Origin of the sequence: Megasphaera sp. UBA4233, assembly GCF_002395615.1 — a bacterium.
Classification (GTDB): domain Bacteria; phylum Bacillota; class Negativicutes; order Veillonellales; family Megasphaeraceae; genus Megasphaera; species Megasphaera hexanoica.
The window spans coordinates 87,413-109,336 of the sequence record NZ_DGXL01000022.1 but is presented as its reverse complement, the minus strand read 5'-3'; the positions used below and the strand labels follow the sequence as shown (position 1 = coordinate 109,336).

Sequence of the window (21,924 nt, the reverse complement as noted above, 5' to 3'; positions counted from 1 at the left end):
GAATCCGTTCAGCCTCGACTCCAAAGAACCGGATTACAGCAAATTCCAGGAATTCTTACAGGGTGAAGTTCGTTATGCTTCCCTTAAGAAAGGCTTCCCGGAACAGGCCGAAGCTCTCTATGCTAAGACAGAATCTGATGCAAAAGCACGCCGTCAGTCCTATGTCCGCTTCCAGAAAGGTTTCGAAGCCTAAGACACAGCTTATATGTGCATAACATATTAACTATGAACAAGCCCCGCTACGGCGGGGCTTGTTTTATTATTATCATTTTCAAAATATGGCCAGATGAGAATATTTACATAATTTTATTAAATACAACCTTTATTTTGAGAATGGATTGTGATAGAATAGGTGTATGGTTTTGAAAGTGATTATTTTTTGAGAATGCGTTGTGATAGTATGGAAAAGCGATGGCATATACAAGAGACCGATGATGCCAGCATTTTGGACCTGGCTGACAGGGCCGGGATTTCTTCCGTTTTGGCGCAGATTTTATATAATCGCGGCATAAGGACGAACGAAGAGATACGGCGGTATCTTTATGATGATATGGATGATTTGGATGATCCATTTCTGATGAAAGGCATGAAAAAAGCGGTGGAACGTATCTGCCGGGCCATTGAAGAACAGGAAAAGATTGTCATTTATGGTGACTATGATGTCGATGGCATTACTTCGACAGCCTTAGTATATTCTGTCCTGCGTGACCTGGGAGGCTGCCCTTCTTTTTATATCCCCGAGCGACAGAGTGAGGGATATGGTCTGAATGCCGATGCCCTGCAGGTATTGCAGGACGATGGGACACATGTCCTGATTACGGTGGACTGCGGTATCTCATCGCACGATTTGATTGAACAATTTAACCAGTCTATGGATATTATTGTGACTGATCACCATATGCCGCCACAACTCATTCCCGATGCCTATGCTGTCATCAATCCTAAGCAGGAAGGATGTCCGTATCCTTTCAAGGACCTGGCTGGTGCCGGCGTTGCTTTTAAACTATGTCAGGCACTCTGGCAGAAACGAAACGGGAAAACACTTCCTGGTTATGTCGAGCTCTGTGCGCTTGGGACGATTGCTGATTTAGTGCCTTTACGTGGCGAAAACCGTATACTGGTCAAAGAAGGGCTGAAACGGATGAAAAAAGGTCTGAATACGGGAGTACAGGCCCTTTTGACCAGCTCCGGTCTGACGCCGGATACTATCACGGCAGGGCGCATCGCCTTTACGGCAGCTCCGCGTCTCAATGCGGCAGGACGCATCAGCCACGCGACAAGAGGCGTAGAAGTATTGCTGGAAAGTGATGCGGGAAAAGCCACTTCCCTGGCCGATGAGTTGTCCGAATTGAACAAGGAACGACAAGATATTGAACATACTATTGCTGAACAGGCCGTGAACCAGATAGAAGAAAAGGGACAAAGCCAGGATGGAGTGCTGGTCGCTTATGGCAATGATTGGCATTCCGGAGTCATTGGCATCGCTGCTTCGAGGCTGGTAGAGAAATTTTACCGGCCGGCTCTGGTCATCAGTATTCACGATGGCATTGGCAAGGGATCCTGCCGCAGCATTCCTGGTTTTAACATGTATGAGGCGCTTAAGTCTGCCGATGACCTGCTGATTCAGTATGGCGGGCATACGATGGCAGCGGGCTTTTCCATTGTGCCGGATAAGATAGAATCATTTCGCCAGCGTTTGTTGGCCTATGCAGCGGATCACATGACAGAAGAATCATACATACCGGAAGTAGTTATTGATAAAGAGCTGCAGGCAGATGATATCAGTCTGCAACTCATTCAGGAACTGAGTGCTTTGGAACCATATGGCATGGGAAACAGCCGGCCCGTGTTTGCATTACGCGATGCGGTTATTTCTGAGTGCCGGCCCATAGGCAGGAATAAACATCATTTGCGCCTTTCTATTGAAACGGAGAGACAAAGGCTGGGAGCTGTAGGATGGTCCATGGCTTCCTGTTGTGCGAATGTACTGGAGGGTGATACAGTCGATCTGGCGTTTACACTGGAACCTAACGAGTATAATGGAATAGTGTCTCCACAAATGGTGCTGCAGGATATTCATCGCCAGCCGCAGACAATCCAGCTTGACCGGAATGTCATGGTAGATATATATATGGCTCTTAAGCACTGTATCCCTGAAGGGGGACTTCCTGTATGGCAGGTGCAGCAACGGCTTATCGATGCGGTTCATTCCAGGTACGAGGCACATACGGCCTGTGCGGCTATGTCAGTATTACGGGAAATCGGCGTTCTCGATGTTAGAGAATTGCCGGACGGGCCCATATATTATTTCCCGGCTCTTACGGGAAAGATGCATCTGGAAGCATCTGCTACTTATGGGAAATATTTTCGGTCGGAAGGGGGAAGATAAATGGAATTTGCAAAACCGGAAAAAGAATTTCAACGGCTATTGGATACGATTCACAGTTATCAGCCAAATAATACCTGTGAAGATGTAAAAAAAGCTTATGCTATAGCGGATGAGGCTCATAAAGACCAGCACCGGGTCAGTGGAGAACCGTATATCATTCACCCGCTGGCAGTGGCGCAGATACTGGCAGAAATGAAAATCGATACGACGACCATCACGGCTTCACTCCTTCACGATGTAGTGGAAGATACGGCGTTGACGCTGGATGATATCAAATCCCAGTTCGGGCGGGAAGTAGCCTTTCTGGTTGATGGCGTAACGAAACTGAGCCGGCTGGATTATCGGACAAAAGAAGACCAACAGCTAAACAGCATGCGAAAAATGTTTCTGGCTATGGCCAAGGACGTCCGCGTCGTGGTCATAAAACTGGCAGACCGGCTTCACAATATGAGAACGTTGCGCTATATGAGAAGCGACAAACAGAAGCGTATTGCCCAGGAAACATTAGAAATATTTGCCCCTCTGGCTCACCGGCTGGGGATTTTCAACATTAAGTGGGAACTGGAAGATTTGTCTTTCCGTTATCTCGAACCGGATAAATACTATGACCTCGTGGATCAGATGAAGCAAAAACGCCACGTACGGGAAGAAATCGTCAACGAGGCCATTGAGGTGCTGCGCAAGGCACTGGAAGAATCTCATATAAAATTTGAAATCAATGGCCGGCCAAAGCATTTCTACAGTATTTATAAGAAGATGAAAAAGGACAACCGGGATCTCAGCCAGGTCTATGATCTATACGCTATCCGGGTCATAGTCGATACTGTTCAGGACTGTTACGGTGTCCTTGGTATTGTACATAGTCTGTGGAAACCCCTGCCTTACCGTTTCAAAGATTATATTGCCATGCCAAAACCCAACAACTATCAGTCATTGCATACGACGGTTATCGGGACCCGCGGACAGCCTGTAGAAATACAGATACGCACGTGGGAAATGCACCGCGTAGCCGAATACGGTGTTGCTGCGCACTGGCGGTACAAGGAAGGCAATGCCAACGCCGGGAAAAATGAATTCGATGAAAAAATGGGCTGGCTGCGCAATCTCTTGGAATGGCAGGATACAAGTAATCCCAAAGAGTTTGTCAATGCCCTGAAACTCGATGCGTTTTCTGATGAAGTCTTTGTCTTCTCTCCGCGGGGGGATGTCATTGATCTGCCACAGGGATCCATTCCCATTGATTTTGCTTACCGGATTCATACGGAAGTAGGCCATCATTGCGTGGGAGCTAAGATTAACGGCAAAATCGTGCCACTTGATTATGAGCTCAAAAATGGTGATATCGTTGAAATCATCACTTCCAAAACGGGTAAGCCCAGTCTGGACTGGCTGAAAATTGTAGGCAGTTCGGAAAGCCGTTCGAAAATACGCAGCTGGTTTAAAAAGGAAAACAGGGAGGAAAATATCCTGAAAGGTTCCGATGCGTTGGAACGGGAATGCAAACGCCTGGGCCATGACTGGAAAGAGCTGAATAAGACCAGCCGGCTGGCCCGCGTCGCAAAACAGATGAATGCCGGGTCAGAAGATGACCTGCTGGCAGCTGTCGGGTATGGGGGATTTGCCGTCAATACGGTCCTTATCAAACTCTTGGAACTGCATAAGAAAGATGTGCAGAAAGAAGAAAAAGATCATCTGGCTGTCCTCGATAAGCTGAAAACGCATAAACCGTCCAAGAGTGGCGGATCGGGCATCCTGGTCAAGGGCGAATCGGGGCTTATGGTGCGCCTGGCTAAATGCTGCAGTCCTGTACCGGGGGACCCGATCATCGGATTTATTACGCGGGGACGCGGTGTATCCGTACACCGGGCAGACTGTCCGAATGTCACGCATAACCAGAATGATCTGGACCGCCTTATCGATGTAGAATGGGATTATGACGGACAGGAAAAATTTGATGTCAATGTAGAAGTCACTGCCTATGACCGTACGGGTGTCATAGCTGAAATTATGGCGGCCCTGGCGGAAATGAAGGTTTCTATTACGAGTATGAATGCCCGCGTGACCGATACAAAAACTGTTACACTGCATATGGGGCTGAGTATCAAAGACCTGGCCCAGCTGGAATTTATTTCAACAAAAATACGCCGTTTGAAGGATGTATATTCCGTACAGCGGTTTACGGGAGGAAGCAGTCAGTGAGAGCTGTCGTACAACGTACAAACTATGCCTATGTCACATCGGAAGGAACAGAAAGCGGCCGTACCGGTCCGGGACTCATGGTCCTTTTGGGAGTGAGCCGTGACGACACAGAAGAAGATGCCCGATACATGGCGGATAAGATTTGTCATCTCCGGATTTTTGAAGATGAAGGGGGAAAGATGAATCGCTCGCTGCTGGATATAAGCGGTGAAATGCTCGTCGTGTCCCAGTTCACATTATACGGTGATGTCCGTCATGGCCGCCGTCCGGGATTTACGGAAGCGGCAGCCCCGGAGCAGGCAAATGTTCTCTATGAAACATTTGTCGCCCTGGTGCGGCAGATGGGAATTCATACGGAAACAGGTGTGTTCCGCACGGAAATGGTCGTTACACTGGCAAACGATGGACCGGTCACGATTTTAGTAGATAGTAAAAAGACATTTTAGGAGGCTATGCGTATGGCAATGAAATATATATCCCTTGTGTTAGGACCTATAGAAACTAACTGCTATATCGTATACGATGATACGACCAGGGATGCCATGGTCGTGGACCCGGCTTGGGATTATCAACGGATCCATAAGACGTTGGAAAAGTATGATCTTACGCTGAAGCTGATTTTTCTGACCCATGGTCATGCCGATCATATCGGAGCATTGCAGGAATTACGCCAGCGTGAAAATGTTCCGGTGTATGTTGGTGCCGGGGACGCCAATCTCATTTCCAATTCAAAAAATAATTTGTCTATGTTTATGGGACGGCCTATTGAATGTACATCGCCGGACTGCATCGTTCATGACGGGGATGAGATTCATCTGGGCGGCCTGACTTTCCATGTACTGGAAACACCGGGGCATACGCCGGGTGGACTGAGCCTGTATGGCGAAGGAGTCGTCTTTTCCGGGGATACCTTATTTTTGTATTCTGTGGGACGGACCGATTTGTATGGCGGATCTATGGCAGAATTGCTTACGAGTCTGAAGACAAAGCTCATGACACTTCCTGATGATACAGTCGTGCTGCCTGGTCACGGACCGGCTACCCAGATAGGCCGGGAACGTCAGAATAATCCCTACCTCGATGGGGGCTGGTAATCATGTCTATGTATAAAGAGTCACAATTCTGGCTGCGGGTCGTACTGGCCATACTGGCTGCTATCCTGTTCTTTTCTGTGCACAACGTGTACTGGCCGGTGATTGTGTCCCTGATTATTACATTTATCCTGATTCCTGTCCGCGATATGGTCCAGAAAGGGCTGATGCGGCTGACGCGGCGCAATATACCCATCGATATATCTATCCTCATATCCTTTGCTATCCTGATTTTTGTGTTGTCCGTGCTGACCAACATCATTCTCCGGCCTCTGGTAGAACAGGTAAATCTGCTGGCTGTCAACTTCAACACTTTATGGGATAAGAGCGTGACCATCATCACGCAGATTGAAAATGAACAGACTCAGTTTTATATTCCCGATCAGGTGAAAAGCGTCATCAATGATGCTTTTGCCAAAGTAGGCAATTACGGCGTGGATGGAATCAGCAATTTTGTCAAATCTCTCTTTGCCATTGCGGGTACGGTCGTGCAATTTTTTGTAGTGCCAATCATTACTTTTTACTTCATGAAAGACGGTGGCCGGATGGTACGTTCATTTATCTGCCTGTATCCGGTAGAATACCGCCTGCAGCTCGACGTGCTTTTTAATGAAATACAGCACGTGCTGAGTTCGTACATCCGTGGCCAGCTGGCGATGAGCTGTATTATAGCGACGCTTACTTTTTGCGGTATGTGGATCATGGGAGTCCCTTATCCCATGGTTATCGGTCTTTTAGCGGCCGTAACAGAATGGATTCCCATCGTAGGACCTATCGTAGGTGCCATTCCGGCTATCCTTCTAGGGGCAACGGTCAGCCTGTCTCTGGCGGTCAAGGTGTTGATTTTTTATATCGTGATCCAGCAGATCGACAGTCATATTATCATGCCCCAGGTCATGGGAGCTGTCATCAGTCTGCATCCCGTGGTGATTATTATTGCACTGCTCATAGGCGGTACGCTGTTCGGTATTGCCGGCATGGTGCTGACTGTCCCTGTTACGGCAGTGCTTCAGATTTTGTGCAGACATTTATGGTTTTACAATACTTATAAGACAAAGGCGATGAATACCTATGGAAAGAACTAAAGAACAATTGATGGACCTCATGATGAAACGGATGAAAGAACAGATTAAGAACAAGAAATACAAAATGACGTCACAGAGGCAAGTCGTGCTGCGGGCTTTTGTGGAAAGTGATTCCCGCCACCTCAGTGCCGATGACGTTTTTGAAATCGTAAAAAAACAGGCTCCGGAAATCGGACTGGCTACAGTCTATCGCACGCTGGACCTGTTTACAGAAATGGACCTTTTGAAAAAACTTGATTTTGATGATGGCTGCAGCCGTTATGAATTAAACGACCATGATGAAGAAGGTCATTATCATCATCATTTAATCTGCCTGGGCTGCGGCAAAGTGTGGGAATGCAAAGATGATCTGCTGGAAACACTGGAAACAATATTGCAGAAACAATTTCATTTCCAGACGGTAGACCATCAGCTCAAAGTATATGGGTATTGCGAAGACTGCCAGAAAAAGCGTGCCGCTGAAGCTGCAAAAGAAGCTGAAGAAGCGGCAGAAACGACGGTACAATGATTCCGGATTTACAGGCATATCACTATGACGGGCCAGCAGAATTTCATGCCATTGTCGGTCAGATTATGGCCTATCTCGGCTATGCCGGGGGGCATGAACCATTGCCGGTTGGTAGTGAAATCGTATTGAAGGAAGTAGAAGGCCGGTATGTCCTGGAAGGATGGTTTTACCGTGAGGGAATGCGCTGGCATTCACAAGCAGCTTTCCTGGAAAAGGATGAGCCAGGGCGGGTCATAAAGAACCTGATCCTGCACTGGCATCAGCGTTGTTATGGTACAGCCCACAGCCGCTGGGGAACATTGACCGGCGTCCGGCCTACTAAGCTGGTACATCATCTGCGGGATCAGGAAGACGATGAAAAACGGATTACAGACATATTGGTATCGCAGTATCATGTACAGCCGGATACGGCGCAGTATCTCGTAACTATGACCCGGCTGCAGCGCCCGTATATAGAACGGCCGGTTCACGACGCTGCCCTTTACATAGGCATACCGTACTGCCCCAGCCATTGTCTGTATTGTTCCTTTCCATCCCGCCTGGCCGGGGCGGAAGCGCAGCCGGTTATGGAACGGTTTATCCGGGCAGTAGTACAGGATATCCATGATATTGCTGCCTTATGCCGGCAATATGATATACATATCCGTTCTGTATATATTGGCGGGGGGACACCGACCTGTCTGCCTCTTGACGGACAGGAGGCGGTCCTCCGGGCTGTAGCCGGGAATTTCGGGAATATTGAGGAATGGACCGTTGAAGCGGGACGGCCTGATACGACGGGCAAAGACGTACTGGCACTGTTGCGCCGGTATGGTGTCAACCGTATCAGTGTCAATCCACAGACGATGCAGCAGCATCTCCTGGATCTTCTGGGACGGCGGCACCGGGTTGAGGATGTATTTGCCATGTTTTCCCGTTGCCGCAGTATGGGCTTTTCTGTCATCAATATGGATTTCATAGCAGGGCTTCCAGAGCAGACATTGGCAGATATGCAGGAAAATATGGAAATTGTTTGCAAACTGCACCCGGAAAATGTTACAATTCATACGTTGGCATTAAAAAAGAGGGCACCTTTATTTCATCATCCCCTGCGTCAGCATATTCCACCGGCTGCAGAAGTGTCCCGGATGATTCATTACTGTGAGGAAATACTACAGCAGCATGGATATATACCGTACTATATGTACCGCCAGAAATACATGGCAGGCAGTTTTGCCAATGTGGGCTATGCACAGAGCGGTACAATCAGTCAGTACAATATACAGATGATGGAAGAAAGACAGACTATCCTGTCTGCCGGGCCGGGAAGTACGACGAAATTCCTGTCCCATGACGGGCACAGTCTGAAAAAGATATATATGCCCAAAGATCCAGAGGCGTATGTGCAGGCACTGTCTGAAAGAATGAGGCAGCGCCGGCATTTATGTGCTATGATATATGGAGGAGACGATAGGTAATGGCAATTACTGCACCAAGAGGTACGCAGGATTTCCTGCCGGAACAGACGGCAGACTGGCAGATACTGGAAGCGAAAATCCGCCAGATTTGTTCGCTCTATGGCTTCGGCGAAATCCGCACACCTATGTTTGAAAGTACGGAGTTGTTTTTGCGCGGCATCGGTGAGACGACGGATGTCGTGACAAAAGAAATGTATACGTTTAATGACCGCGGCGGCCGCAGCATGACACTGCGTCCGGAAAATACGGCCTCTGTTGTACGAGCTTTCCTGGAACATAAACTGTATGGCGAACAGAAAGTCCACAAATTCTATTATATGGGACCCATGTTCCGGCATGACCGCCCACAGGCCGGGCGGTACCGTCAGTTCACCCAGTTCGGGGTAGAAGAAATCGGATCCAAAGATCCGGCTGTCGATGCAGAAATCATTGCTATGGCTTTCCAGTTGTTCCGTGAACTGGGCCTTACCGATCTGGTCCTGCACCTGAATTCTGTCGGCTGTCCCAAATGCCGGCCTGTATACCGTCAGAAACTGCTCGATTTCTTTGCAGATAAACGGAATCAGCTCTGTGAAGACTGCAACGAACGACTGGAAAAAAACCCGCTTCGTGTCCTTGACTGCAAAGAAGATGGCGAAAAAATGATGCAGATGGGCGTTCCCCTCATTACGGATAATTTGTGCGATGACTGCAGGGACCATTTCCAAAAAGTCCAGGCCTATCTGACCAGCATCGGTATCCCCTTTGAACTGGATCCGCGCCTGGTCCGGGGACTTGACTATTACACGAATACGGCTTTTGAAATCATGTATGCTCCATTAGGTGCCCAGAGTACAGTCTGCGGTGGCGGACGATATGACGGCCTCATTGAAGAAGTAGGCGGGCCATCTACTCCGGGAATCGGCTTTGCTATTGGCATGGAACGGCTCCTTCTGACATTAAAAGAACAAGGACTGCTTCCGCCAGTAGAAAAAAAGCAGCCGGTCTTCATTGTTGCTCTGGGGGATGAAGCCAGGGCAAAGGCATTTTGCATCCAGCAGGCGTTGCGGGAAAATGGCATCTATGCGGAAATAGACCTGATGGGCCGCAGCATGAAAGGTCAGATGAAATCTGCCAATAAGATGGATGCGGAATATACCGTCATCATTGGCGAAGACGAACTGGCCAGCCATACGGCACAGATCCGGAATATGGCCACGAAAGAACAGATCAGCGTTCCCTTAGATGGGATTGTTGCATATATGGAAACACATAAGAAGGGATGAGTTAGTAATGGATACAATGGAAGGTTTACGACGTTCCCAGTATTGTGCTGAAGTTTCTGAAGCCGATACGGGAAAAGAAGTCATTTTGTGCGGCTGGGTTGAACGGCGCCGTGATCATGGCGGATTGATTTTTATTGATTTACGCGATCGCACGGGGATTGTCCAGGTCGTGGCATCACCGGATTACGAAAAGACCTCGTTTGAAAAAGCAGAACAGGTCCGTACGGAATATGTCCTGGCAGTCCGTGGTATCGTTCGCATGCGCGATGCCGATACGGTCAATCCTAAAATGAAGACCGGGACCGTGGAAATCCGCTGTGAAGAACTGCGTATCCTCAATTCGTCAAAGACACCACCGTTCTATATTGAAGATAATATCGATGTCGATGAAAAAATCCGTTTGAAATACCGCTATCTCGACCTGCGTCGTCCGGAAATGCAAAATAACCTTATCATGCGGCATAAGGTAAAGCATGCTATGCGTACATTCCTCAATGAACACGGCTTCATTGACATTGAAACACCGGAATTGTGCAAGAGCACGCCTGAAGGTGCTCGTGACTATCTGGTACCGAGCCGGGTCAATGAAGGAAAGTTCTATGCCCTGCCCCAGTCCCCGCAGATTTTCAAACAGCTTTTGATGATCTCCGGTATGGACCGGTATTATCAGATTGCCCGCTGCTTCCGCGATGAAGACCTGCGTGCAGACCGCCAGCCTGAATTCACCCAGCTGGATATGGAAATGAGCTTTATGAGCCAGGAAGAAATCCTTACGCTGGTAGAAAACATGGTTCATTATATTTTTAAGGAAACACTGGGCCATGAAGTCAAACTGCCGATCCACCGTATGACCTGGGATTATGCCATGGAAAATTATGGTTCGGATAAACCGGATCTCCGCTTTGACATGAAGTTCACCGATGTAACGGAACTGGTAAAGGACACGGACTTTAAAGTATTCCGCACAGTCATTGACAATGGCGGACAGGTCAAAGCCATCAATGTTAAAGGTGATGCAGATATCCCACGTCGTGAACTGGATGGCCTCGTTGAATATGTAAGCCATTATGGAGCCAAAGGCCTGGCATGGATTGGCTTCCTGGAAGATGGAACACTGAAATCGCAGATTAAAAAATTCTTTGGTGAAGATAAGCTTCGCGAAATTGGTAAAGCCTGCGGTGCAGAAACAGGCGATTTAATTCTCATGATTGCCGATAAGCCCAAAATCGTTGCGGCGGCTCTGGGTGAATTACGTAAAGAAATGGCCCGCCGCATGAACCTTATCGACGAAAATGAATTTGCCTTTACCTGGGTCGTCGATTTCCCCATGTTCGAATACAGCGAAGAAGAACACCGCTATGTTGCTATGCATCATCCGTTCACGGCTATGCGTGATGAAGATCTGGATAAGCTGGAAACGGATCCGGCCCACGTATATGCCAAAGCATATGATCTGGTACTCAATGGGATTGAACTGGGGGGCGGTTCTCTACGTATTTATCAGCCCGATATCCAGCAGCGTGTATTCAAGGCTATCGGCCTGACACCGGAAGAAGTGGAACAGAAATTCGGCTTCCTCGTCCGTGCCTTTGAATACGGAGCTCCACCCCATGGCGGACTGGCATTCGGCCTTGACCGCATGATCATGCTTATGCTCAAACGGAAATCTATCCGTGATGTCATCGCTTTCCCGAAGACACAGAACGCGATTGATCCGATGAGCGAAGCTCCGTCACCGGTTACAAAAAAACAGCTTCATGAACTGCATATCCAGGTAGAAGAAGATCTGGTAAGCAAATAAAGAAAAACGGCTGTTATGCGAAATAAAAACTGTTTCGCATGACGGCCGTTTTGCTTTTTTTCGATCATTCAGACAGATAAGAAATGGTTATTTTAGTGTGATACGATGCGTACGTACCGGCGTCCATCATGTCAGACGATGATATAACGCCCTTCTTTACGGCGGGGCATTGCCGGTGTCTGGGCGGCATGTCCAAGGGTGATCATCGCTACGAGCTCGCCTTTATCAGGAGCAAACATATCGTGTACTTCCTGCCCGACACCTCCGGCAAGAGGAGCCGTAAGCCAGCAGCTGCCCAGACCTTTGTTTGTTGCGGTGAGCAGCATATTTTCGATGGCAGCGGCAACACTCTGAATGGCCGGTATGGGCATTTCATACTCCGTCCGCAGGAGAAAGGCCAGGATACAGACAGGAGCGTCGCCAAGAAAACGGACAAAATCAGCCGTCTCTGTCACGACACGGGGATATTTGGCAAATCGGCGGTGCCAGTATGGCATGAGATTTTTAGTGGCTTCCGCCATTAATTTTTTTAATGCGTCCATTTTTTCAGGACTTCTGATGACGACAAAATACCATGGCTGTAAATTGCTGGCTGAAGGAGCGAGGACGGCGGCTTCCAGTATATCCTGCAGGTCGGCGTCTGATACCGGCTGATGGGTATATTTCCGTATACTGCGGCGCCCTACAATAGCAGATGATGTTTCCATAAGATGACCCCCTTATGCATTAAGATATTTCATTTTAATGGTAATAGAAAATCAGACTGGCGTCAATTGGCAATCCATCCTATTGTTTGTTAAATTTTTTAGTATATAACTCGGGATAACAAAAGAAAATGACGATGGGGACAGAAGTTTTTATTGACTTTGGCATTAGTGCTGTTCATGCAGTCGCAATGTGTTATAATAAGCAGTATATGAATTATTCCCGTATCCAGTCATCGCATAGAGAATGGATCATCATTGAGGTGTAAACATGACAGAGAAAATCCATTATGTGAAAGCCGATCCTAGTGGCAATACGACGATTCTCGTATTGGACGCGATTCCTAAACAGGAACACGCTTCGTTAGCAGCCAGACTGCTGCAGCCTGAGTATGTCGGCGCAGAGCAAGTAGGTTTTCTGACCTGGCCCGATAACGATGCCGATATACGTCTGGACATGATGGGAGACGAGTTTTGTGGCAACGCTTCGCGATCAGCTGCTGCCTATTTACTCTCCCGGTCCGGCCAGGATTATGGTGAGTACCGCGTTTCCTGTTCCGGATGCAATAAGATATTAAAAGCAGTGGTAGTTCGCGACGAAGGGGAACTATATGATGCCAGTATTGAAGTTCCCCTGCCTAAAAAAATGGATGTCATCAGCCTGGCAGACGGTAATTCGACGTACCGGTTTTACTGTGTTGAGCTGCCAGGAATTATGCATTTCGTTCATTTTACTCCTTCTATTAAATTAGTCGATAAGAATACTTTATGGCGGGCGGTGTATCAGTACGCCAGCACCCGTCATTATGAAGCATTCGGCATGGATCTGGTAGATCGCAAAACGCTGACGATGATACCGGCTGTATATGTCACTGGTACGGATACGCTATATTGGGAAAAAAGTTGTGGTTCCGGGTCGGCGGCCACGGCGGCGGCACTGGCCCGTCTGTGCGGCCATAATATTGCCTGTGAGATACGCCAGCCTGGTGGAAGTATTACCATTGAAGCGTCATATGCTGACCAGTCTGTCAGACACATCCGCATAGGCGGCCCCGTGCGGATTGAAATGGAACAATGTGTTTGCGTTGACAAGGAGATACCAGGCACGGTATAATAATTGCGTAGTCATGTGACTGACGGAAGTGGACTAACCACATGGAGCATGATTTGAAGAAGCCGACCGTCTGGGCAAATAGTCCGGATGGCCGGCTATTTTTATCAGTGCACAAAGAGAACAGGAGCTGATCTTTATTATGGCAAAGGTATTAAGCGATATTGAAATTGCACAGCAGACTCACCTGGAACCCATTGTAAAAATTGCAGAAAAGGTTGGTCTTACAGAAGATGACCTGGAATTATATGGTAAGTATAAAGCGAAAATTTCCTTTGATGCCATTAAACGGCTGTCAAAAAATGAAGATGGAAAACTCGTGCTGGTAACGGCTATTACACCGACTCCTGCTGGAGAAGGGAAAACGCTTACGACGATAGGCCTGGCCCAGGCTCTGAACCAGCTGGGACATAAGACGATGACGGCATTGCGGGAACCTTCTCTGGGTCCTGTCTTTGGTATAAAAGGAGGAGCGGCTGGCGGCGGTTATTCCCAGGTTCTTCCTATGGAAGATATCAATCTTCATTTTACGGGTGATATGCATGCGATTACAGCTGCCAATAACCTGCTGGCTGCGGCAATCGACAATCACGTGCATCAGGGAAATGCTCTCCGCATCGATGTGCGCCGTATTGTATGGAAACGGGTCATGGATATGAATGACCGGGCACTGCGTGATATAGTCGTAGGACTCGGCGGCAAGGTCAACGGGTTCCCCAGAGAAGACCATTTCATGATTACCGTAGCATCGGAAATCATGGCAATTCTCTGCCTGGCTAGTGATCTGATGGATTTGAAGAAACGGATGGGGGATATTATCGTCGCTTATGACCTCGATGGCAATCCGGTCCGTGCCCGTCAACTCGGGGTAGAAGGGGCGATGGCCATTCTCATGAAAGATGCTATCAAACCGAACATTGTACAGACGACGGAAAACACGCCGGCTCTTGTACACGGCGGACCTTTTGCCAATATTGCCCACGGATGTAATTCTGTCGTAGCTACCAAGCTGGCTCTCAAAATGGGAGAAATAACGGTGACGGAAGCCGGATTCGGTGCTGACCTGGGTGCGGAAAAGTTCATGGATATCAAATGCCGCTTTGCCGGAATCAAACCAGATGCCGTCGTCATCGTCGCCACCATTCGGGCGCTTAAGATGCACGGCGGAGTAGATAAGAAAAATCTCCAGCCGGAAAATCTGGAAGCACTGGAAAAAGGCTTTGCTAATCTGAAGAAACATATCGAAAATATGCGCAAATATGATATCCCCGTCGTAGTAGGCATAAACCGCTTCCTGACAGACACGGATGCCGAAATAGCATTGCTTACCCGCCTTTGTCAGGATTATGGTGTCGATGTGGCTCTGAACAACTGCTGGGCCGAAGGCGGCAAAGGGGGACTGGACTTGGGACGGAAAGTCCTGCAGCTCCTGCAGCAGCCCAAAACACCGTATAAACCGTTGTACGATGTCAATGACACGATTCTTCATAAATTGGAAATCCTGACGAAAGAAATCTACGGCGGCGACGGCGTCATCCTGGAAGGCAAAGCGCCGAAACAAATTGCCGAACTGGAAAAACTTGGCCTTGATAAAATGCCGGTCTGCGTGGCCAAGACACAGTATTCCCTTTCGGATAATCCCGCATTACTGGGAGCGCCGGAACATTTCAAGATTACCGTCAAAGACGTCCGCGTCTGCACCGGTGCCGGGTTCATTGTCTGCCAGACGAGTAATATCATGGTCATGCCAGGCTTACCGAAAGTACCGGCTGCCAACCGTATGGATATCGATGAAAACGGCGTCATTACAGGTCTGTTCTAGTCGTTATGGCTAGCATATAAAAGGCGGCTTTACAGCCGTCTTTTACTGTATGCAGACTAGCATGATGAATTAACATACATAATAAGTGAGGATACGATAGTGGATAAGAAAAAATTATGTGCCCTGCCCATAGATGAAATGCTGGCGGCTACGGCTTCCAAGGATCCAGTACCGGGCGGCGGTGGCATTGCGGCCCTTACAGCCGCTTCGGCGGCAGCACTGGTTGAAATGGTAGCGAATCTTACCATAGGTAAAAAAGGGTATGAAAAGGTAGAGCCGATGATGCGGGACATACGCAGTCAGGCTGAAGAATTGCGGATCCGGTATCAGGACGGCATAGATGAAGACGCCCATGCTTTTGAAGGGGTCATCCGCGCTGTGCGCCTTCCCAAAAATACACCGGAACGCACTGCCATAGTCCAGCAGGCTTTTAAGAATGCAGCAGCTATTCCCTTTGCTCTGGGAAAAGACATTTTTGTTCTTCTCCAGCTGAGCGAACAAGTCGTGCGCTATGGCAATGCCTGGGTCATTACCGATGGCGCTATTGCCGCTATGAATGCCCGGGCCGCTATGCGGTCAGCCTTTTATAGCGTACGCGTCAATCTGAAATCTATTACCGATGAGGACTATGTCCATTTTATGATGGATGCGATAGAAGATATTGAAAAAAAAGCGGCCAGGATAGAAGAAGCAGTGGAAAGAGAATACCAGAAACGTTAGTTCATAAGAGAGGATCCCCTGCTGTCTTTTATGCCCGCATGGAACTCCCATGCAAAAAGGTTGCTGAGACTATAAGGAGGATGTCCTATGCCATTTCAGATAGTTCACAATGATATTGTCAGAATGAAAACGGATGCCATCGTCAATGCGGCCAACTCGGCACTGTTGGCGGGCAGCGGTGTATGTGGCGCTATTTTTCGTGCTGCCGGATATGAAAAACTCTCTGCTGAATGTCATAAAAAAGCGCCATGCCCTGTGGGGCAGTCGGTTTTAACGTCGGCCTACAACCTGCCGGCACGTTATATCATTCATACAGTGGGGCCTGTATGGCAGGGAGGTAAGGCCTGGGAAAAGGGCTATCTAACTTCTTGTTATACTACGGCACTGGAAACGGCATGGGAAGCGGGTTGCCGGTCTATTTCCTTTCCCCTTATTTCGGCAGGTATTTTTGGTTATCCCTTAGAAGAGGCCTCGGAGACTGCCTGTCAATCTATACGGGCTTTTTTACAGAATCATGAAATGGAAGTTTATCTCGTCGTTCTCGAACGTCCGGCTATTCAGCTTAACCACTATCTGGCTGATGAATTAAAACAGTATCTGAACCAGTTTCTGGGGGAAGAAAAAGAGCAGGAGCCGGACGAAATATGTATTTGTCATCGGGAATCGGATGTCCGTATGTCCCAGGACTATGAAATGGACACCTTCGCCCGGCCGGGGAAAAAGGACAGACACTCACTGAATCAGATACTTCAAAATCTGGATGAAACATTTTCTCATATGGTATTACGCCTTATCGATGAGAAGGGGTACAGTGATATCGAGGTATATAAGCGGGCAAATATGGACCGGAGACTGTTTTCTAAAATCAGGAGTCATGAGGAATATCTGCCCAAGAAAAAAACGGTCCTGGCTCTGGCAGTAGGACTGAGACTTTCCGTAACGGAAACGGAAGAACTGCTGCATAAAGCGGGATATTCGCTGTCAGGAAGCAAAAAAAGAGATGTCATTGTACGATATTTCCTGGACCATGGTGAATATGACATCTATACGATTGATAAAGCATTATTTTACTTTGGTGAACCAGAATTATAAATATGAACGCCCGCCTGTATATCCCAGGGTATGCAGGCGGGCGTTGATTTATCTGATTACAATGTAAATTCTGTTCCGGGAGGAATAATGTGAACGGGAATCGAATAGGTTTCTTCTGTCATTTTTTTATAGACTTCCGGATCGGCGTTTACGACAGGCCAGGTTCCATAATGGATGGGAATCACCATTTTAGGCTGTATCCATGAAGCGGCTAAGGCCGCGTCTTCCATTCCCATGGTAAAATTATCTCCAATGGGCAGGAAGGCTGCATCAATGGGACCGAAACGGCTATGAAGCTTCATGTCCGAATACAGACCGGTGTCGCCGGCATAATAGATGCGTTTGCCAGCAAATTCCAACAGGCAGCCACAGGCCAGGCCACCGGCTATTCCAGCGCCATGCAGGGCTGGTGTAAGACGTATCGAGCCGAAGGGAAAATCCGCTTTGCCACCGATGTGCATGGCATGGGCATTACAACCGGCCATACGGGCTTTACCGGCTACTTCGGCCGTACTGATGACCAGGGCGTCGTTTACTTTGGCTATTTCTTCGGCATCACCGTAGTGATCGCCATGGGCATGAGAGATAAAGATATACTGACAGGTGATAGACGAAGGTTTAACTGTTGTCCAGGGATTATCTGCGATAAAAGGATCAAAGAGGATTGTCGTATTTCCTGAAGAGAGTGAAAAGGCCGAATGACCGTAATACATGCATTTCATAGGCTCCATCCCTTTCTGTATGTACATGGTATATGGCAAGAGTGCCATTATTTTCTATTATATAGAAAATAACAGAAAAGGGAAAGTCTCTTGTGCTTCCCTGGGAAATCTTGTACAATATCCCATGGAGAGTGATGTAACAATGCATATAGTCATGGTAGAACCGGAGATCCCGGGAAATACGGGTAATATTGCCCGCCTTTGTGCTGCCAATCATATTACACTGCACCTGGTCAAGCCGTTGGGATTTTCGCTTGAGGATAAATATCTGAAACGGGCCGGCCTCGATTACTGGCCCCTGGTCGATGTACAGGTACATGAAAATTTTGCTGAAGTCCAGGAAAAATACAAGGGACACCATTTTTATTTTCTGACGACAAAATCGGAACAGTGTTATGCCGATATCCGGTTTACCCAGGACGATCTCTTGGTATTTGGCAAGGAAACAAAGGGGCTGCCGGAAAGTCTTCTGAAACAATATCCGCAGCAGTGTTTCCGCATTCCCATGGTCGATAAGGCACGGAGCCTGAATTTATCTAATTCTGTTGCCATTGTTTCTTATGAAGCGTTGCGGCAGCTGGGATTTCCAGACATGGCAAAGAGTGGCATTGGCATAAAAAATTTAAAATAATCTTGCACGGGGAGTGAAATCATGAGTGTATACGATAAAGCAAATGAATTAGCACAGGCTATCCAGGAAGATGAAGATTATAAGGCATTACTGGAAGCCGGAAAGAAGCTGGCTGAAGATGAAAAAACGAGAAAACATGTCCAGGATTTCCTGACATTGCAGGCCCAACTGGCTTACGCCCAGGCGGCTGGTGACAAGCCGGTACGAAAAAAAATAGAACAATTGCAGAAATTGCAGGAAATCGTGGCGAGCCGGCCTCTGGCGGTAGAATATCTGGAAAAATACATGAAATGGAATCAGATTGGCGGTCAGATTCTTGGCACTATTCAACAGGCAATGGCAGAAGGACTGAGTATTCTTGATAAATAAATATGCAATGGCGAGCATGGTTTCGCAATTAACTCAACTCATACCGCAGCAGCAGGTTCTTTTAGACGAGCCGATGGGCCTGCATACGACATTTGCTATCGGAGGCCCGGCGGATGTACTGGTCCTTCCCCATACGGTGAAAGAAATGTCGCAGACAATCCGTCTGGCCAGGCAGCTGGAGCTTCCTGTTACGGTCATTGGCGGAGGGTCTAATGTACTCGTTCTGGACGGTGGCATCCGCGGCGTCGTCATTCAATTAAATGAAATGAACAAGTATCTTTCCTGCCATGATACGAAGATTCTGGCCAGTTCCGGATTTATGCTGAAGGATGTCTGCCAGTTTGCCCAGCAGAATAGTCTGACGGGGATGGAATTTGCCTGCGGCATACCGGGGACGCTGGGCGGGGCCGTATTTATGAATGCCGGTGCTTATGGCGGTGAAATGAGCCATATTGTTTCCCGCGTACGTACGGTTAACCGCAATGGCAGTGTACATACCTACAAGACGGCTGATTTCGAATTTGGGTACAGAAAGAGCATTTTTCAGCGCTTGCAGGAATTTGTCGTAGAAGTAGAGCTGCAGCTTTCACGGGGAGATCAAACGAAAATCCAGGAACAGATGGATGATCTCATGGAACGGCGGCGCAGCAAACAGCCGCTCGAAATGCATAGTGCAGGCAGTACATTCAAGCGGCCGCCTGGTTATTATGCTGGCACGCTGATAGATCAGACTGGCCTCAAAGGATTATCTTGTGGTGATGCCCAGGTATCGACAAAACATGCCGGTTTTGTTGTTAATACCGGCCATGCTACAGCCAGAGATGTGCTGGCCGTAATCCATGAAGTGCAAAAGAGAGTAGAAGCAGCCCATGGCGTACATTTAGAACCAGAAGTACGTATTTTAGGAGAAGAGCAGAACTAGATAAAAAAAACAGCCGGATTGATATAGTCAATCCGGCTGTTTTGTGATATACTAACACAGTTACAGAAAATTAAACTATTTTATATTGCTACAAATAGGAGAGGACGCAGATGGAACGTAAGGATATACGTAATATTGCTATTATTGCTCATGTTGACCATGGTAAAACGACTTTGGTCGATGCTATGCTCAAACAGAGCCATGTTTTCCGTTCGAATGAAAAAGTGGCTGAACGGGTCATGGACTCTGGTGATATCGAACGTGAACGCGGTATCACGATTTTATCCAAAAATACTTCTGTCATGCACGATGGCGTAAAAATCAACATAGTCGATACTCCGGGGCATGCTGATTTTGGTGGCGAAGTAGAACGTGTCCTCAACATGGTTGACGGCGTATTGCTTCTGGTTGATGCATTTGAAGGCCCGATGCCGCAGACGAAATATGTACTGCGCAAAGCATTGGAACAAAAGCTGAAACCTATCGTCGTCATTAATAAAATTGATAAACCCGATGCCCGTGTTTCTGAAGTAGAAGACGAAGTACTGGAATTGTTCATGGAATTGGAAGCCGACGATGATCAGCTTGATTTCCCTGTTATCTATGCCAATGGCCGTGACGGCATTGCTAAAAATTCTATGGATGATGACAGTGACAACCTGGAACCGCTCTTTAAGTGTATTATTGAAAACTGCCCGTGCCCGAAGGGCGATGCCGATGGCCCGCTTCAGTTCATGGTTACTACCCTGGACTACGATGATTACGTAGGCAAGATTGCCGTCGGCCGTATTGTCCGGGGCCGCATGCACCCCAATCAGCAGGTTGTCATCACAGACGGTGAAAGCCAGCGCAAGGCTAAAATCGGCCGCGTATATACCTATGAAGGCCTGAAGCGGGTTGAAACAGACGAAGCGTCCATGGGTGATATTGCCTGCATTATCGGCATTCCTGATCTTAAAATCGGGGAAACTGTTGCTGATCCGGAAAATCCTGAAGCATTGCCGAAAATCAATATCGATGAACCGACATTATCTATGATATTCTATGTCAATGACAGTCCGTTTGCCGGCCAGGATGGTGAATTTGTAACGAGCCGTCATTTGCGGGACCGCCTCTTCCGGGAAGTACAGACTAATGTGTCGCTTCGTGTGGAAGAAACGGATAGTGCCGATGCATTCAAGGTTTCCGGCCGTGGCGAACTGCACATTGCCGTTCTTATCGAAGAAATGCGCCGTGAAGGATATGAACTTCAAGTAGGTAAACCGAGCGTCATTACAAAAGAAATCAACGGCAAGAAGTGTGAACCTCTGGAAGCCCTGACCATTGATGTACCACAGGAATTTATGGGAACGGTAATGGAAAAACTGGGAACCCGCAAGGCTGAAATGGTCAATATGGTGGATTTGAAGGGATATACCCGCCTTGAATTCATCATTCCTGCCCGCGGACTGATTGGTTTCCGCAGTGAATTCCTGACGGCTACTAAAGGCAACGGTATCATGTATCATGTTTTCCATGGCTATGCTCCCTGGAAAGGTGATATTCCCGGTCGTACACGGGGAAGTCTGGTTGCTTTTGAATCGGGCACGACGACTGGCTATGGCATTTTTAACCTTCAGGATCGTGGCGTCATGTTCATCAATCCCGGTGAAGAAATCTATCTGGGGCAGGTCATCGGGGAAAGCAACCGCGATGTAGACATTGATGTCAATCCCTGCAAGAAGAAACACCTGACCAATACCCGTTCCTCTGCTTCTGATGAAGCATTGCGCCTTATTCCGCCTCGTCAGATGGGATTGGAAAAATCTCTGGAATGGATCAATGAAGATGAACTGGTAGAAGTAACACCGCATAATATCCGTATCCGCAAGGCTATTCTTGATAAGCACGATAGAAAGAAAGCTATGCGTAAATCACAACAGTAATTACAAAAAAGCATGGATGGCACAGTCCTTTTCGAATTTGGAAAGAGCCTGTGCCATTTTCTTTATAAAAGCACTGGAAATCCATTCAAATTTGTGGTACATTATGGGTAA

At 47.8% G+C, this 21,924-nt stretch carries 20 protein-coding genes and 1 riboswitch; of the genes, 18 read left to right on the top strand and 2 right to left on the bottom strand.

Annotated features, from left to right (window positions below; genetic code table 11):
• The 10 genes from B2U90_RS07840 to aspS all read left to right on the top strand — a co-directional run.
• Positions 1-193: hypothetical protein (locus tag B2U90_RS07840; RefSeq protein WP_292017528.1), on the top strand; the 193-nt coding region annotated here is incomplete at its 5' end.
• A 207-nt stretch (positions 194-400) separates the two neighbouring features.
• Positions 401-2,389 (top strand): single-stranded-DNA-specific exonuclease RecJ, encoded by a 1,989-nt coding sequence (gene recJ, locus B2U90_RS07835; RefSeq protein WP_113855021.1) that lies wholly within the window; start codon positions 401-403, stop codon positions 2,387-2,389.
• Positions 2,390-4,588: a RelA/SpoT family protein gene (locus B2U90_RS07830; RefSeq protein ID WP_059076879.1), complete on the top strand. Its 2,199-nt coding sequence runs from the start codon at positions 2,390-2,392 to the stop codon at positions 4,586-4,588.
• Entirely contained in the window at positions 4,585-5,034 is a 450-nt protein-coding gene (gene dtd, locus B2U90_RS07825) for a D-aminoacyl-tRNA deacylase (protein ID WP_075582084.1), read from the top strand. Before B2U90_RS07830 ends, dtd begins: the two co-directional genes overlap by 4 nt.
• Before the next feature lie 12 nt (positions 5,035-5,046).
• The gene (locus B2U90_RS07820; protein ID WP_059076881.1) at positions 5,047-5,682 is read left to right on the top strand and encodes an MBL fold metallo-hydrolase; all 636 of its coding nucleotides are present in this window, start codon (positions 5,047-5,049) and stop codon (positions 5,680-5,682) included.
• Between the two features lie 2 nt (positions 5,683-5,684).
• A complete protein-coding gene (locus B2U90_RS07815; protein WP_292017527.1) occupies positions 5,685-6,764 on the top strand; it encodes an AI-2E family transporter in 1,080 nt (359 codons plus the stop codon).
• Positions 6,751-7,272, top strand: coding sequence for a Fur family transcriptional regulator (locus tag B2U90_RS07810; RefSeq protein ID WP_059076883.1), 522 nt, complete (start codon positions 6,751-6,753; stop codon positions 7,270-7,272). The genes B2U90_RS07815 and B2U90_RS07810 overlap by 14 nt, the downstream gene beginning before the upstream one ends.
• A complete protein-coding gene (gene hemZ, locus B2U90_RS07805) occupies positions 7,269-8,729 on the top strand; it encodes a coproporphyrinogen dehydrogenase HemZ (RefSeq protein WP_292017526.1) in 1,461 nt (486 codons plus the stop codon). The genes B2U90_RS07810 and hemZ overlap by 4 nt, the downstream gene beginning before the upstream one ends.
• Positions 8,729-9,994 (top strand): histidine--tRNA ligase, encoded by a 1,266-nt coding sequence (gene hisS, locus B2U90_RS07800; protein ID WP_059076884.1) that lies wholly within the window; start codon positions 8,729-8,731, stop codon positions 9,992-9,994. Before hemZ ends, hisS begins: the two co-directional genes overlap by 1 nt.
• 7 nt (positions 9,995-10,001) lie before the next feature.
• Complete coding sequence (aspS, locus tag B2U90_RS07795; protein WP_075582087.1) at positions 10,002-11,795, top strand: aspartate--tRNA ligase; 1,794 nt, start codon at positions 10,002-10,004, stop codon at positions 11,793-11,795.
• Between the two features lie 131 nt (positions 11,796-11,926).
• Here the strand turns inward: aspS and B2U90_RS07790 are convergent, their stop codons facing one another.
• Complete coding sequence (locus B2U90_RS07790; RefSeq protein ID WP_292017525.1) at positions 11,927-12,502, bottom strand: nitroreductase family protein; 576 nt, start codon at positions 12,500-12,502, stop codon at positions 11,927-11,929.
• Positions 12,503-12,770: 268 nt separating this feature from the next.
• Between B2U90_RS07790 and B2U90_RS07785 the strand changes: the two genes are divergently transcribed.
• The 4 genes from B2U90_RS07785 (at position 12,771) to B2U90_RS07770 (ending at position 17,244) form a co-directional block, all read left to right on the top strand.
• A complete protein-coding gene (locus B2U90_RS07785) occupies positions 12,771-13,613 on the top strand; it encodes a hypothetical protein (RefSeq protein WP_059076887.1) in 843 nt (280 codons plus the stop codon).
• 5 nt (positions 13,614-13,618) lie between these two features.
• Positions 13,619-13,696, top strand: a riboswitch (ZMP/ZTP riboswitch).
• Positions 13,697-13,752: 56 nt separating this feature from the next.
• Complete coding sequence (locus tag B2U90_RS07780) at positions 13,753-15,432, top strand: formate--tetrahydrofolate ligase (RefSeq protein ID WP_059076888.1); 1,680 nt, start codon at positions 13,753-13,755, stop codon at positions 15,430-15,432.
• 138 nt (positions 15,433-15,570) lie between these two features.
• Positions 15,571-16,152: a cyclodeaminase/cyclohydrolase family protein gene (locus B2U90_RS07775; RefSeq protein WP_395754070.1), complete on the top strand. Its 582-nt coding sequence runs from the start codon at positions 15,571-15,573 to the stop codon at positions 16,150-16,152.
• Positions 16,153-16,239: 87 nt separating this feature from the next.
• Entirely contained in the window at positions 16,240-17,244 is a 1,005-nt protein-coding gene (locus B2U90_RS07770) for a macro domain-containing protein (protein ID WP_292017523.1), read from the top strand.
• 56 nt (positions 17,245-17,300) lie between these two features.
• On the opposite strand, the gene B2U90_RS07765 is transcribed toward B2U90_RS07770, so the two are convergent.
• Entirely contained in the window at positions 17,301-17,966 is a 666-nt protein-coding gene (locus tag B2U90_RS07765) for a metal-dependent hydrolase (RefSeq protein WP_059076891.1), read from the bottom strand.
• A gap of 142 nt (positions 17,967-18,108) precedes the next feature.
• On the opposite strand from B2U90_RS07765, the gene trmL reads away from it, so the two are divergent.
• The 4 genes from trmL (at position 18,109) to typA (ending at position 21,813) form a co-directional block, all read left to right on the top strand.
• Positions 18,109-18,597 (top strand): tRNA (uridine(34)/cytosine(34)/5-carboxymethylaminomethyluridine(34)-2'-O)-methyltransferase TrmL, encoded by a 489-nt coding sequence (trmL, locus tag B2U90_RS07760; RefSeq protein ID WP_059076892.1) that lies wholly within the window; start codon positions 18,109-18,111, stop codon positions 18,595-18,597.
• A 21-nt stretch (positions 18,598-18,618) separates the two neighbouring features.
• Positions 18,619-18,966, top strand: a complete 348-nt coding sequence (locus B2U90_RS07755; protein WP_059076893.1) for a YlbF family regulator — start codon at positions 18,619-18,621, stop codon at positions 18,964-18,966.
• A 7-nt stretch (positions 18,967-18,973) separates the two neighbouring features.
• Positions 18,974-19,888 carry a UDP-N-acetylmuramate dehydrogenase gene (gene murB / locus B2U90_RS07750; RefSeq protein ID WP_059076978.1) on the top strand — a complete coding sequence of 305 codons (915 nt, stop codon included), beginning with the start codon at positions 18,974-18,976 and terminating at the stop codon, positions 19,886-19,888.
• 110 nt (positions 19,889-19,998) lie between these two features.
• Positions 19,999-21,813, top strand: a complete 1,815-nt coding sequence (gene typA, locus B2U90_RS07745) for a translational GTPase TypA (RefSeq protein WP_059076894.1) — start codon at positions 19,999-20,001, stop codon at positions 21,811-21,813.
• The last annotated feature ends 111 nt before the right edge of the window (positions 21,814-21,924 follow it).